Origin of the sequence: Citrobacter sp. Cu231 (genome assembly GCF_030332265.1) — a bacterium.
Lineage (GTDB): Bacteria > Pseudomonadota > Gammaproteobacteria > Enterobacterales > Enterobacteriaceae > Citrobacter > Citrobacter meridianamericanus.
Genome location: NZ_JAOWIE010000041.1, coordinates 246149 through 259618, shown reverse-complemented (window position 1 = coordinate 259618; position 13470 = coordinate 246149). Strand labels below are relative to the sequence as shown.

Annotated in this window: 14 protein-coding genes, 1 tRNA gene and 1 pseudogene; 11 read left to right on the top strand and 5 right to left on the bottom strand. The window is 46.1% G+C overall.

The annotated features are described in order from the left end of the window. Positions 1–45: 45 nt before the first annotated feature. Positions 46–135 (top strand) — tRNA-Ser (locus tag OGY15_RS15740). A 294-nt stretch (positions 136–429) separates the two neighbouring features. Here OGY15_RS15740 and OGY15_RS15735 read toward each other — a convergent pair. After that, positions 430–642 (bottom strand): annotated as a pseudogene (locus OGY15_RS15735) (class I SAM-dependent methyltransferase); the annotation flags it as partial. 477 nt (positions 643–1119) lie between these two features. On the opposite strand from OGY15_RS15735, the gene tnaC reads away from it, so the two are divergent. The 4 genes from tnaC (at position 1120) to OGY15_RS15720 (ending at position 5230) form a co-directional block, all read left to right on the top strand. After that, positions 1120–1197, top strand: coding sequence for a tryptophanase leader peptide (tnaC, locus tag OGY15_RS24710; RefSeq protein WP_103771344.1), 78 nt, complete (start codon positions 1120–1122; stop codon positions 1195–1197). Between the two features lie 258 nt (positions 1198–1455). After that, complete coding sequence (gene tnaA, locus OGY15_RS15730) at positions 1456–2871, top strand: tryptophanase (protein ID WP_151224644.1); 1416 nt, start codon at positions 1456–1458, stop codon at positions 2869–2871. Positions 2872–2979: 108 nt separating this feature from the next. Beyond that, on the top strand, positions 2980–4230 hold the full coding sequence (tnaB, locus tag OGY15_RS15725; RefSeq protein WP_286539999.1) for a low affinity tryptophan permease TnaB: 1251 nt from the start codon (positions 2980–2982) through the stop codon (positions 4228–4230). 97 nt (positions 4231–4327) lie between these two features. After that, positions 4328–5230, top strand: a complete 903-nt coding sequence (locus OGY15_RS15720) for a SphA family protein (RefSeq protein ID WP_279574340.1) — start codon at positions 4328–4330, stop codon at positions 5228–5230. A gap of 52 nt (positions 5231–5282) precedes the next feature. Here OGY15_RS15720 and ompC read toward each other — a convergent pair whose 3' ends face one another. Then, complete coding sequence (gene ompC / locus OGY15_RS15715; RefSeq protein ID WP_151218919.1) at positions 5283–6452, bottom strand: porin OmpC; 1170 nt, start codon at positions 6450–6452, stop codon at positions 5283–5285. A 440-nt stretch (positions 6453–6892) separates the two neighbouring features. Here ompC and OGY15_RS15710 point away from each other — a divergent pair, with 440 nt between their 5' ends. The 3 genes from OGY15_RS15710 (at position 6893) to OGY15_RS15700 (ending at position 9540) form a co-directional block, all read left to right on the top strand. Then, positions 6893–7585 carry a phosphohydrolase gene (locus OGY15_RS15710; RefSeq protein ID WP_286539993.1) on the top strand — a complete coding sequence of 231 codons (693 nt, stop codon included), beginning with the start codon at positions 6893–6895 and terminating at the stop codon, positions 7583–7585. 76 nt (positions 7586–7661) lie between these two features. After that, positions 7662–9092 carry a DNA cytosine methyltransferase gene (locus tag OGY15_RS15705; RefSeq protein ID WP_151218917.1) on the top strand — a complete coding sequence of 477 codons (1431 nt, stop codon included), beginning with the start codon at positions 7662–7664 and terminating at the stop codon, positions 9090–9092. Then, positions 9073–9540 carry a very short patch repair endonuclease gene (locus OGY15_RS15700; RefSeq protein WP_151224642.1) on the top strand — a complete coding sequence of 156 codons (468 nt, stop codon included), beginning with the start codon at positions 9073–9075 and terminating at the stop codon, positions 9538–9540. Before OGY15_RS15705 ends, OGY15_RS15700 begins: the two co-directional genes overlap by 20 nt. On the opposite strand, the gene yedA is transcribed toward OGY15_RS15700, so the two are convergent. Further along, positions 9532–10452, bottom strand: coding sequence for a drug/metabolite exporter YedA (yedA, locus tag OGY15_RS15695; protein ID WP_210904639.1), 921 nt, complete (start codon positions 10450–10452; stop codon positions 9532–9534). The two genes, OGY15_RS15700 and yedA, sit on opposite strands and share 9 nt — an antisense overlap. 178 nt (positions 10453–10630) lie before the next feature. Between yedA and OGY15_RS15690 the strand changes: the two genes are divergently transcribed. Then, positions 10631–11542, top strand: a complete 912-nt coding sequence (locus OGY15_RS15690; RefSeq protein WP_210904640.1) for a DUF808 domain-containing protein — start codon at positions 10631–10633, stop codon at positions 11540–11542. A 77-nt stretch (positions 11543–11619) separates the two neighbouring features. Further along, entirely contained in the window at positions 11620–11802 is a 183-nt protein-coding gene (locus OGY15_RS15685; protein WP_151224641.1) for a YodC family protein, read from the top strand. A gap of 206 nt (positions 11803–12008) precedes the next feature. Here the strand turns inward: OGY15_RS15685 and yodD are convergent, their stop codons facing one another. Beyond that, a complete protein-coding gene (gene yodD / locus OGY15_RS15680; protein ID WP_286539984.1) occupies positions 12009–12236 on the bottom strand; it encodes a YodD family peroxide/acid resistance protein in 228 nt (75 codons plus the stop codon). Between the two features lie 163 nt (positions 12237–12399). Between yodD and dsrB the strand changes: the two genes are divergently transcribed. Further along, positions 12400–12588, top strand: a complete 189-nt coding sequence (gene dsrB / locus OGY15_RS15675) for a protein DsrB (protein WP_003030419.1) — start codon at positions 12400–12402, stop codon at positions 12586–12588. A 54-nt stretch (positions 12589–12642) separates the two neighbouring features. Here dsrB and rcsA read toward each other — a convergent pair whose 3' ends face one another. Then, the gene (gene rcsA / locus OGY15_RS15670) at positions 12643–13266 is read right to left on the bottom strand and encodes a transcriptional regulator RcsA (protein WP_103771252.1); all 624 of its coding nucleotides are present in this window, start codon (positions 13264–13266) and stop codon (positions 12643–12645) included. Positions 13267–13470: the final 204 nt, after the last annotated feature.

The following is a 13470-nucleotide window of genomic DNA, read 5'->3' as shown; positions in this document are numbered from 1 at the left end:
CTGTTAAAATGCCAAATTACCTGGCATCATGGCAACCGCTAAAACGGAGAGATGCCAGAGCGGCTGAATGGACCGGTCTCGAAAACCGGAGTAGGGGTAACTCTACCGGGGGTTCAAATCCCCCTCTCTCCGCCACTACTTACCAGTAACTGGCTGTTTTTAATGGTTTCTATCTAAAATTTTCTTCCTCAGTCTTTCACTCGATATACCCTTCCGAATAACTATCTGCCATATCTTGTTGGTATATTTTGAACAAACTGACCGTCGAATACGTTATCACTTACCCAGCGTTCCCGGTAGGAAATTACCACTATGTCCTTCATTTTGTGAGCTAAGTCGTATGACATTGAAGTACGTCGGCTCGACTTATTAGTACCAGCCCTGGGGATGACTGGGTCGATACTTTCTCATGGAGTTACATGATTATTTCTTTTCTGCCAGCCAAACGTTCAGTTTTCCTTCGAATGTATCGCTAACCGGCCAAACGTGACCATCAGGGTGCTGTAGTACAGTGAAACCGTTGTCACTCAGAAGATGGAGATATTCTTCATCATGCCAGGCTGGGCTTGCCATGCCCTGACGTTTCACTTCATCAAAGGTATGTACTTCAACCAGCAGTTTACCGCCAGGCATTAGCCAGCGACGAGTTTTATGCGATCTGTGGAGGAGATAATCGTACTGATATTCATAAAATCCTTCTCACTATGTATTAAATCATTTTTCGTGGAAATGCTTGGGAACAATCGGTATTTGTTCGCCCAGGAAATGTCCAGTTTGCCTTAGTCGGGTGAGGCAACAGATACGAATGTATCCTCGGAACTCAATAATCCTCTGGAATGAAATTTGTGATCTGAATTGAAAATTCTCTCCAGTATACATGCCAAATGAAAACAATGGTTCATTTAATGCTTTCTTGATTAGGTGGTTAGGGATATCCTAATTACTATATTGGCGCACTAGCGTGATGTTACATTGATGTGAATGCAATGCTGTTGAGTAATGGATATATCGCACATGTCTAATTTATCGTGATTTTAATCACAATAACTTTAACTGCTAATAGACAAAAAATCGCCATGCTATAATGATGTTGTCATGTTTAATAAGAGTTGATATCTAATGATTAGCTTATTTAATACATATCTGACTTCTAAGTGGTTCAACATCGACACGATGATTGTCAATCATCGCCCTTAAGTTTTACTCCTTCCTATTCATACAATGTGAACAGAAACTTTTTTCTGTTTTTTGTATGCCTTGAATAATTCATAATTTATTTGCTGCATAATCTTGTTATACCTGGTTTACGTGTGGGTTTAGGCGTAGATAACGGGTGTAGAGATGTGTGGATAAAATTTATATGGGTTGTTCATCAATATTTAAAATGCTTCAGTAATTCAGGCCTATGAGTTACTGCAGGCGTGGTATGTGTATATCTAATACAGGAAATATTCCATGAATAACTTTAAACATTTACCAGAACCATTCCGTATTCGTGTTATTGAACCCGTAAAACGTACAACGCGGGAGCACCGTGAAAATGCGATTATTAATTCCGGAATGAACCCATTCCTGCTTGATAGTGAGGATGTTTTTATTGATTTATTGACAGATAGCGGTACTGGCGCTGTTACCCAAAATATGCAAGCAGCAATGCTAAGGGGAGATGAAGCATACAGCGGAAGCCGCAGTTATTATGCGCTTGCAGATGCGGTTAAGAATATTTTTGGATATCAATATACTATTCCGACTCACCAGGGCCGTGGTGCTGAGCAGATTTATATCCCTGTATTAATCCGTAAGCGTGAGCAAGAAAAGGGATTGGACAGAAGTAAAATGGTTGTGTTCTCAAACTACTTCTTCGATACAACTCAGGGACACAGTCAAATTAATGGCTGTACTGTCCGAAATGTTTATATCAAAGAAGCATTTGATACTGCAGTCCGTTGTGATTTCAAAGGGGATTTCGACCTGGATAAACTGGAAGAAGGTATCCAGGAGGTAGGCCCAAATAATGTTCCTTATATTGTGGCTACGATAACGTGTAACTCTGCCGGTGGTCAGCCGGTTTCACTGGCAAACCTGAAAGCAACATATCAGCTGGCGAAAAAATACGATATTCCAGTGGTGATGGATTCCGCTCGATTTGCAGAGAACGCATATTTCATTCAGCAAAGGGAAACAGCTTATAAGGACTGGAGCATCGAGGAGATTACACGCGAAACCTATAAATATGCGGATATGCTGGCTATGTCAGCGAAGAAAGATGCGATGGTGCCAATGGGGGGGCTGCTCTGTATTAAAGATGACAGCTATTTTGATGTCTATACCGAATGCCGGACGCTTTGTGTGGTGCAGGAGGGATTCCCTACCTATGGTGGTTTGGAAGGCGGAGCAATGGAACGTCTGGCCGTCGGTCTAACTGATGGCATGAACCAGGATTGGCTGGCCTATCGTATTGCACAGATTCAGTATCTGGTTGATGGTCTTGAAGCTATTGGTGTGACCTGTCAGCAAGCTGGTGGACATGCGGCATTCGTGGATGCTGGAAAATTATTACCGCATATTCCTGCTGAACAATTCCCGGCACAGGCGCTGGCATGCGAACTTTATAAAGTCGCTGGCATTCGCGCTGTAGAGATTGGTTCATTTTTACTCGGCAGGGATCCTAAAACGGGAGTTCAGTTACCGTGTCCGGCTGAGTTGTTACGTTTAACCATTCCGCGTGCGACATATACGCAATCGCATATGGATTTCATTATTGAAGCCTTTAGTCATGTGAAAGAAAATGCCAAAAATATTAAAGGATTAACTTTTACATATGAACCTAAAGTTCTACGTCACTTTACTGCTCGATTGAAAGAAATCTGATAGTCAATAATTGACCATGAATGGCTATATCTCATAGCTATTCATGGTTCACATTTTTATAAAATTAATATGATAGTGAATAAATACAACTGATGAAAAGAGGCTCGTATGGAAGAAAATTCCAATTCAAAGCATTCATCCTTTTGGGGGATTATGGTGATTGCTGGCACCGTAATAGGTGGAGGGATGTTTGCATTACCCGTTGATCTCGCCGGCGCTTGGTTTTTCTGGGGGGCATTTATATTAATTATATCCTGGTTTTCAATGTTGCACTCAGGATTGCTACTTCTGGAAGCCAATTTAAATTATCCTGTCGGTTCCAGTTTTAACACAATTACAAAAGATTTAATTGGTAATAAATGGAATGTGATTAGCGGTGCGACAGTTGCCTTTGTTTTATATATATTGACTTATGCATATATTTCAGCAAATGGAGCTATTATTAGTGAAACGATATCTATGCATTCTGATGGTCATGTTAACCCACGAATCATTGGTGTTTGTACCGCGCTGTTTGTAGCAACTGTATTATGGTTTAGCTCATTGGCTGCAAGTCGGATTACATCATTATTTCTTGGGATTAAAATTCTTGCTTTCGTGATTGTTTTTGGTTCGCTTTTCTTTCAGGTCGATTACTCAATTTTAAGTGGGGTAAGTGGAGTAAACGAAGAAAGTCGCTCGTTTTTTCCTTATATATTTATGGCCATTCCGGTATGCCTGGCATCCTTCGGTTTTCATGGTAATATCCCCAGCCTAATCATCTGCTACGGAAAGAAAAAAGATAAATTGATAAAAAGTGTTGTGCTGGGATCTTTTCTGGCATTGGTTGTTTATTTGTTTTGGCTATATTGTACGATGGGTAACATCCCTCGTGAGAGTTTTAAAGGTATAATTGCTTCTGGCGGTAATGTCGATGCTTTGGTGGGGTCCTTTTTGGGAACTAATCAGAGTGGCGTGATTGAGTTCTGTTTACTCGTTTTCTCTAATTTGGCCGTGGCCAGTTCTTTCTTCGGCGTTACATTAGGACTATTTGACTTTCTTGCCGATCTGTTCAAATTCGACAATTCCCATTCTGGACGATTTAAAACAGTAATGCTGACGTTTTTGCCGCCAACGGTGCTTTACCTGTTATTCCCTAACGGATTTATCTATGGGATCGGTGGGGCAGGATTATGTGCAACGATCTGGGCTGTTATTATTCCGGCCGTGCTGGCCTTGAAATCAAGGCAAAAGTTTCCGAATCAGATGTTTACTGTATGGGGAGGGCGGATTATCCCCGCCGTAGTTATTATTTTTGGTATCATCGTGATCTTCTGTTGGTTTGGTAATGTACTGAATATTTTACCAAAACTGGTGTGAGTGATAACGGACAAGAATCTTAATTTTTAGTGAAACTGCTCAGTTTTGCCCTCGGGCATCAATATTGATCCGTATTTCCTTCAGGTAAACAGTATCAATGGATAGCAAAATGATAAAGAGGATGAAAAGGATTTTGCCAGGCGTAGCTTTTCTGCTTGCAGCGCCTTCGGTGGTAGCCTCCGAGGGAAACGGACCGGGTATTTATCCCGATGGTCTGGAAAACTATATGTCAGGGTTTCTTCCTGCCGAAGGAATACATACCCTGTTGTACGGAGGCAGCGCACGGTATGACCACGTGCGTGACAGCAGAGGTCATGATATTTCAGGGCCGGGCTTCAGTATGAACGTCAATATCCTAGCGCCGCGTATTATTTGGGTTACGGAACAGCGCCTTCTGGGGGGACAGTTGGCGTTTCATTCCATCCTGCCATTGCTCGATATCACGGCTAAATCATATGGGCGGAAATATACCCGCCAGGGTTTGGGAGACATCACACTGGGGCCAGCATTAGGTTTTCATCCCTTGCGTGACCTTCATTATGTGCTGGGCGTTGATGTATTTGCACCAACAGGTAATTACAGCCAGTCTGATCCCGCCAGCCTGGGGCGAAACTACTGGGCTGTGCAACCTGTATGGGCAATTAGCTATATTCCGCAACAAGGTGTTAATGCGGATATCAAAATGATGTATGACGTTAATCGACGTAATCAGGAGAGTCATACGAAGTCAGGCCAGGCTTTTCATGCCGATTATGCATTAGGATGGGCAGTGGGAAATGGTTGGGTGTTTGGCATTGGTGGGTACACATTTATACAGACCACCAATGACAACGGATTGAATTCAGCGCCGGCTAAAGCGCGGGCCTTTTCTCTTGGTCCTTCTATTCGTTATGCCAATGACAAGGGCTGGCTGATGACGTTGAAATGGCAGAAAGAAATGGATGTGCGTAACCGACCTGAAGGCTCCCAGCTTTATCTTAAGGCTTCTGTCCCACTCTAAAAATGTAGAAAGCCCGCTTCAGAAGAAACGGGCTTGTTTGTTTGTGCAGCAATTAGAACTGGTAGACTAAACCAACGGCAACGATGTCGTCAGTCGCGATACCATTGCTTTCATAGAAGCTGTCGTCTTCGTCCAGCAGGTTGATTTTGTAATCAACGTAGGTGGACATGTTTTTGTTGAAGTAGTAAGTCATACCCACATCAACATATTTGACCAGGTCTTTATCGGTGTAGCGTGGGGTGCCATTGCTATGGTGATCCCAGCCACCTAAGTCGACACCTTTAGATTGCAGGAATGCAACGGATGGACGCAGACCAAAGTCAAACTGGTATTGTGCAACAACTTCGAAGTTCTGCGTTTTGTTGGCGATACCGCCTTTGTCATCACCATAAGCGGTCATATTGCGGGTTTCGGCATACATTGCAGCCAGGTATACGTTGTTAGCGTCATATTTCGCGCCAACAGTCCAGGCATCCGCTGTATCTCCGCCTGCGTATTTATTGGCATAGCTACGATCGCCACGGCCAGCAGAAACTTGCTCGTTAGTACGATCAGAACTCGAGTACGCTGCGCCGAGGCTTAAACCGAAGTCAAAGTCATAGGAGGTAGACATACCGAAACCGTCGCCGTTTTCTTTCGCCAGTTTGCGGTTTTCGCTATTGCCAGAACCTTCCTGACCTACGCTGCTACCTTCATTATTACCCTGATACTGCAAAGCAAAGTTCAGGCCATCAACCTGACCAAAGAAACCTTTGTTACGATAGGTAGCCACGCCGTTGGTACGACCCAGCATATACACGTCGGTCTGAGTGTAAGTATCACCGCCGAATTCTGGCAGCATATCGGTCCAGGCTTCAACGTCGTAAACGACGCCATAGTTACGACCGTAATCGAAGGTGCCGTTTTCAGCAAAGCCTAAGCCTGCGAAAGCCAGACGAGTCCAGGAGTCGCCTTTGTCGCCTTCGGTGCCGTTAGCCTGAATGTTATATTCCCACTGACCGTAGCCAGTCAGCATATCGTTGATCTGTGTTTCGCCCTTAAAACCCACACGCGCATAGGTCATGTCACCGTCGCTGCCTGCATCGTCAGAGAAATAACGCAGACCATCGACTTTTCCGTACAGATCCAGTTTATTGCCGTTTTTATTATAGATTTCAGCCGCATTTGCTGCGCCTGCAGCTAATAAAGCAGGGAGAAGCAGTGCCAGTACTTTTCTTTTCATTATGTATTCCCTTTATTTAATAATTAAAATGAATATGTAGTGATGTCCTGAAAACTACATTTCGATACTATCCATGAAGTTCATTTAATTTAAAATATAACATGTAACAATTATATTTTAAATATTTCAGAATGTTTCAATTTGGGTGTTTTAAATCATTTCTATATATACTTATCGTTTTCATTCAACGTATAAATGTATATTTATCAACTGGTTTATGCTTTTTGGTTTTAGTATTTGCTATGTGTATTGTATGTGTTTTTATTATTGCTGCTCGTGGATTCTTGATGATTTATTATCAATGCTACATGCAGAAGTTATAAATTGATATTCGTTATAAATATTATTTAATAATTGAATTTTGCTATAAAAGAGGGCGGACAGTGGTTCGGAGTAAAAATTGTTGCTAAGGTGGTTTTCTTTATGTAAAGGGAGAGAGCATGGAACTCCACGACTGGCAGTCGCGATTTGAAACCTGGCTACGTGAAAACCATTCAGAGCACGACGCTGCCCACGACATCTTTCACTTTCGCCGCGTGTGGACGACGGCACAAAAGCTGAACACAGATACGGCCGTTGACTGGCTGGTGGTGCTGACGGCGTGCTACTTCCATGATCTCATCAGTTTGCCGAAGAACCATCCCGATCGTCATCGTTCGTCGGTACTGGCAGCTCAGGAAACGCGTGGGGTTTTGATGAGCGATTTCCCTGATTTTCCACAACAACGGCTATTTGCCGTGTGTCATGCTATTGAGGCACACAGTTTCAGCGCCAAAATCGTACCAGAAACCCCTGAAGCCAAAATTGTGCAGGATGCAGACCGGCTGGAGGCGCTGGGTGCGATTGGTTTAGCGCGGGTATTTGCCGTGTCCGGCGCATTAGGCGTGGCGTTATTTGATGCGGAAGATCCACTGGCCCGGAAACGTGGCCTCGATGATAAACAGTACGCGCTCGATCACTTCCAGACCAAATTATTAACGTTGCCGCTGACGATGCAAACCGAAAAGGGGCGGCGTTTGGCGCAGCATAATGCTGACTTCTTGCTGACATACATGGCGAAGCTGAGTGCGGAGTTAAAAGGAGAATATGAAAAGCTGGATCTTGAAGCGATTCAACCCTTTATCGCGCGTTAGTCGTCAGTACAGCCGCCACGTCAACCGCGCTATTTTATGTTAATCTGTCAGTTATCTATTTCGGTCGGTTAAATGTATGCAGGATAATTTTTCAGTAGCAGGCTCCATGAACCCAATGACAGATGATAACGAGGCCGCCGCACAGGTGATTTTGGCGAAGTTGCTTGAAATATATGACGTGAAAACGCTGGTTGCTCATCTGAATGGTGTTGGTGAGAATCGCTGGAGTCCGGCCATCTTTAAGCGCGTTGTTGCCAATGAAACGTGGCATCGGTTGAGCGACGCTGAGCTGGCTCATCTGAACGCTATGTTGCCGACACCGCCCGCGCATCATCCCCATTATGCTTTTCGCTTTATCGATCTTTTTGCTGGTATTGGCGGAATTCGTCGCGGTTTTGAAGCGATTGGCGGGCAGTGCGTCTTTACCAGCGAGTGGAACAAGCATGCGGTGCGCACCTATAAAGCGAATCACTACTGTGATCCTCAACAGCACCACTTTAATGAAGATATTCGTGATATTACGCTCAGCCATCATGATGGGGTTAGCGACCAACAGGCGGCGGAGCATATTCGTCAGCATGTTCCGCAGCATGACGTGTTGCTGGCGGGTTTCCCTTGTCAGCCATTCTCTCTCGCTGGTGTATCCAAGAAAAACGCGTTAGGACGAGCTCATGGCTTCGCCTGCGATACGCAAGGTACACTATTTTTTGATGTGGTACGTATCATTGATGCGCGTCGACCAGCGATATTTGTGCTCGAAAACGTCAAAAACCTGAAGAGTCACGACCAGGGAAAAACGTTTCGTATCATTATGCAAACCCTGGATGAACTGGGTTATGACGTGGCGGATGCGCACGATAACGGTCCGGATGATCCGAAGATTATCGATGGGCAACATTTTTTGCCACAGCACCGTGAACGGATTGTGCTCGTCGGTTTTCGCCGCGAACTGAATTTGAAATCAGACTTCACGCTGCGCGATATTGTCTCCCGTTATCCACAGCGGCGTACTACGCTGGCGGAGCTGCTTGAGCCAACCGTCGAGGCGAAATATGTGCTGACGCCGGTGCTGTGGAAATATCTCTATCGCTATGCGAAAAAGCATCAGGCGCGGGGGAATGGATTCGGCTATGGTATGGTGTATCCTGGCAATCCCCATAGTGTAACGCGCACATTATCGGCGCGTTATTATAAGGATGGCGCCGAGATCCTTATTGACCGCGGTTGGGACATGGCGCTGGGGGAAAAGGATTTTGATGACCCGCAGAATCAGCAACACCGCCCGCGCAGGCTCACGCCCAGAGAGTGCGCGCGCCTGATGGGATTTGAATCCCCCCAGGGCTATCAGTTCAGGATCCCTGTGTCGGATACCCAGGCTTATCGCCAGTTTGGTAATTCGGTGGTCGTCCCGGCATTTGCGGCAGTTGCCAGGCTGCTGGAGCCAAAAATCAAACAAGCGGTTACCCTTCGCGAGAAAGAGAACCTGCATGGCAGACGTTCACGATAAGGCAACACGCAGTAAAAATATGCGGGCGATTGCCACCCGTGATACCGCAATTGAAAAACGCCTTGCCAGTGTGCTGACAGAGCAGGGGGTAACGTTTCGCGTGCAAGATGCGACGTTACCCGGTCGCCCTGATTTCGTGGTGGATGAGTATCGTTGTGTTCTCTTTACCCACGGCTGTTTCTGGCATCATCACCATTGCTATTTATTCAAAGTCCCCGCTACACGAACGACGTTCTGGCTGGAAAAAATAGGCAAAAATGTCCAGCGTGACGCGCGGGATTGCGAAAAGCTGCAGGCTCTGGGCTGGCGAGTACTGATTGTCTGGGAGTGCGCCCTGCGCGGGCGCGAAAAGCTGGGGGATGAAGCATTGTCCGAACGTGTCGTCGAGTGGATCTGCGGCGGTGGCGCCAGCGCGCAGATCGACACGCTTGGTATTCATTTACTGTAACGTCTTCTCCGATGGAGTCACAATGGCGTCCGCTTTAGCAGGGAACAGGTATTTACCGAGTGTGACCAGTACCACCGCAAACACGATCACCCCAAGCGCCAGCCATTCGATGAGCGCCAGACTTTCTCCTCCCAGACCGGTACCCAACAGTACGGCGACCACCGGATTCACGTAGGCATAGCTGGTGGCGAGTGCCGGACTGACGTTGCGGATCAGGTACATATAGGCATTAATGGCAATAATAGAGCCAAACAGGGCCAGATAGGCTACCGCCATAAAGCCTGAAAACGTCGGCATAGTGGTCAATTTTTCCCCGGAAAGTAGTGAGGCGCACATCAACACGAGACCGGCGGCGAGCATTTCTATGGATCCTGCCATCATGCCAACGGGCAGGGTTATGCGTGAGCCGTACACTGAACCAAACGCCCAACTCATTGAGCCAATCAGGATTAAAACAGCGCCCCATGGATTACCGCTCAAATTGCCGCCGCTGTTCAGCATGATGATCCCGGCGAGACCAATAGCTATCCCTATCCATTCCAGTTTGCGTGTTTTGATGCCAAAAAAGTGACTAAAGCACAGCGTAAACAGCGGGACGGTGGCGACCACTACGGCGGCAATACCGGAAGGAACATTTTGATGTTCTGCAACGGTAACCAGCCCATTACCCACGGCCAACAGCAGGATACCAATTAACGCGGCGTTCAGGAGCTGGCGCAGAGGCGGTAGCTTGTGTCCGCGAAGAAGTAAAAAAAGTGTTAATAACACTCCGGCAGAGAGAAAACGCACGCCGGCCATCATCAACGGCGGCCAGCTTTCAACGCCAATACGAATAACGAAGTACGTGGAACCCCAAATGATGTACAGCGCGAATAGCGCACTGAAAAGCGGTAACAATTGCCTGAAACGCATAATCCCTCACGGTGGAAATAAAAAGGTGCAACATAGTAAACGTCAAAACTATCGTGCTGGCGAGATTTATAATTACGTACTGATGTTAAAAAAATGTTGACCAGAAAGGTCAGTTTCAGCATTGCGTGTTTTACTTCATACTTATGGCTGCAAAAAAATAATATTGAGGATTAAAACTTTGGCAGGAAGTAGCTTACTGACCTTACTCGATGATATCGCCACGCTGCTGGATGATATTTCAGTCATGGGAAAACTGGCCGCGAAAAAAACGGCGGGTGTATTGGGGGATGACCTGTCGCTTAACGCGCAGCAGGTCTCAGGCGTGCGGGCGAACCGTGAACTCCCGGTAGTCTGGAGCGTGGCAAAAGGATCATTTATTAACAAAGTTATCCTTGTGCCATTGGCGCTATTGATAAGCGCCTTCATTCCGTGGGCGATCACCCCTTTATTAATGGTTGGCGGGGCGTTTCTCTGTTTTGAAGGGGCAGAAAAAATTCTCCATACCTTGCAAGCGCGTAAGCACAAAGAGACTCCAGAGGAGCGCCAGCAGCGTCTGACAACGTTGGCGGCGCAGGATCCTCTCACCTTTGAAAAAGATAAAATCAAAGGGGCGATACGTACCGATTTTATCTTATCTGCCGAGATTGTCGCGATTACGCTGGGTATCGTCGCGGATGCGCCACTGCTGAATCAGGTGTTGGTGTTATCAGGCATCGCGTTAGTCGTAACCGTGGGGGTATACGGCCTGGTTGGGATTATCGTTAAGCTCGATGATATTGGCTACTGGCTGGCAGAAAAACGTAGCGCGCTTGCCCAGTCGCTGGGGAAAGGATTGCTGGTGGTCGCTCCCTGGCTGATGAAAACCCTCTCTGTGGTGGGTACGCTGGCGATGTTTTTGGTCGGTGGTGGAATCGTGGTACACGGGATATCACCGTTGCATCATGCGATTGAACATTTTTCCCAACAGCAAAGTGCATTGATTGCGCTAATGCTTCCGACCCTGCTGAATCTGGTGCTCGGTTTTATCATTGGCGGGGTCGTGGTGCTGCTGGTGAAAGCCGTCGCCAGACTACGCGGAGTTTCGCACTAATTGTCGCAGAGATGATTACGCAAAACGCCTCTTTGTCGTCTAAGGTGTAAAGGTTTCTCTTGATACAGGAGGCAGGTATGGTCTTTTCTGTCAGTGAGGAAGTCACCTCCAAAGAGGGGGGCCCACGCATGATCGTTACCGGGTATGCCAGCGGAATGGTGGAATGTCGCTGGTACGACGGCTTTGGCGTCAAACGGGAAGCATTCCGTGAAGATGAACTGGTGTCGGGTGAGCGAAGATCGCTCTGCCAGGATGCCTGAACACCTGGCTTGAAGATAACCTGGTGAACTCTCAACCATTAGTTATATTTATCATTTTGGTGAGAATTATTTACTTGTCAGGCAAAAAAATTGCAGATAAGGTTTGTTTCACATCAGATTTCCTGGTGTAACGAATTTTCAAGTGCTTCTTGCATAAGCAAGCTTGATCCCGACCCGATAAGGGCCGGGATTTTTTTCGCCCTCAGTCAGCGATTGATCTCCGACACGCTAAAATCATGGATATCAAGCTCGACCGCGTCGGCAAGTTCATGCCATGTATGGTAATCACGCCCATCGACGCTGACGCGTTCCGGGTCATCCTGACTACGATGAATCTCACTCTCGCAGATTTCGTTGATTGCCTTCAGCAGCGCGTCCACATCGACGCTGACTTCACGTTTGGCCGTATCGCTGTACTCTTTCGCGGTTTTCATCCTCATACCTCTCAACCGTTAAGGATACCGGGGGAGCGTATCCCAACATCAGATACGCACAACTTAAGTATAGACCGTCGATAAAACCCGCAATCGCACGAGCCGGGCGCTGCCAGAAAAAGGAAATTGTTCTACACTGGCACAAAGCCACAGGAGGAAAACGATGAAGGTGAATGATCGGGTTACAGTCAAAACGGACGGCGGTCCTCGTCGACCGGGCGTGGTACTGGCTATTGAAGAATTTAGTGAAGGCACCATGTACCTCGTTTCGCTGGAAGACTACCCGCTCGGTATCTGGTTCTTTAATGAGTCAGGTCATCAGGATGGTATCTTTGTGGAAAAAGTGGAGTGAGGTGAGTTCAGCTTTTTGATTCTGACTGGTGGAGTCGCCACCAGTCAGAACGTCTTAGCGCATATTCACAAAGATACCATTGGTAACGTTATCTGTGAGTCTCACAACGTGATAGATCACTTGCTTATTATGCGTCTTTATCTTTCGTTTTATATTCCCCTTATGGGATGACACGGTTTTGGCTTTGATATTCATTTGATCTGATATCTGTATTGTTCCCTGGCCCTCCATCCACATGCGTAGCATACTGGATTCGGTGCGGCTTAATGACAAGGTCGGCAGATTTACATCAATGACAATATCCACTTCCTTTTTCAGAATATCGCCAAGGAGTTCATCCAGTGAATCTGGTTTAATCGACTTAGAACTGATCAATAAGTTTTTTCTTACTAATAAATATTCATCAAAATGCACATTGGCAATTGCCATAAACACAATAAATAATGTGCCGGGATGCTGATTAATGATTTGCTTTATTTGCTGGCTGTTAGCAGGATCGTGGATAAAGCAGTCCTCATTAATAAACACCACAGCGGGTTGCTGAGAGACACAGGCGAGACTGAGCTCATCAACGCTGGAAATGTTGTTGATTTCCCTTTTTTTCACCCCCCGACTCACCAGATATCCGGTCAACCCTAGCCGGGTGTAACTGCATAAATCCATAATAATCGTTGACATGGCATACCCTCACTCAATGCGTAACGATAATTCCCCTTACCTGATTATTTCATCACAACTAAACGGAATAATAACGACCTAAGATGACGCTTTCGCTGTTTTTCAGGCGAAATTACTATCCCGTAAAGTTGCGTATAATTTGCCAGGAAACATCTTAAAGTAAAGTAAATGTTGCTTTATGTGAGTGAGACAAAAACAAATAAG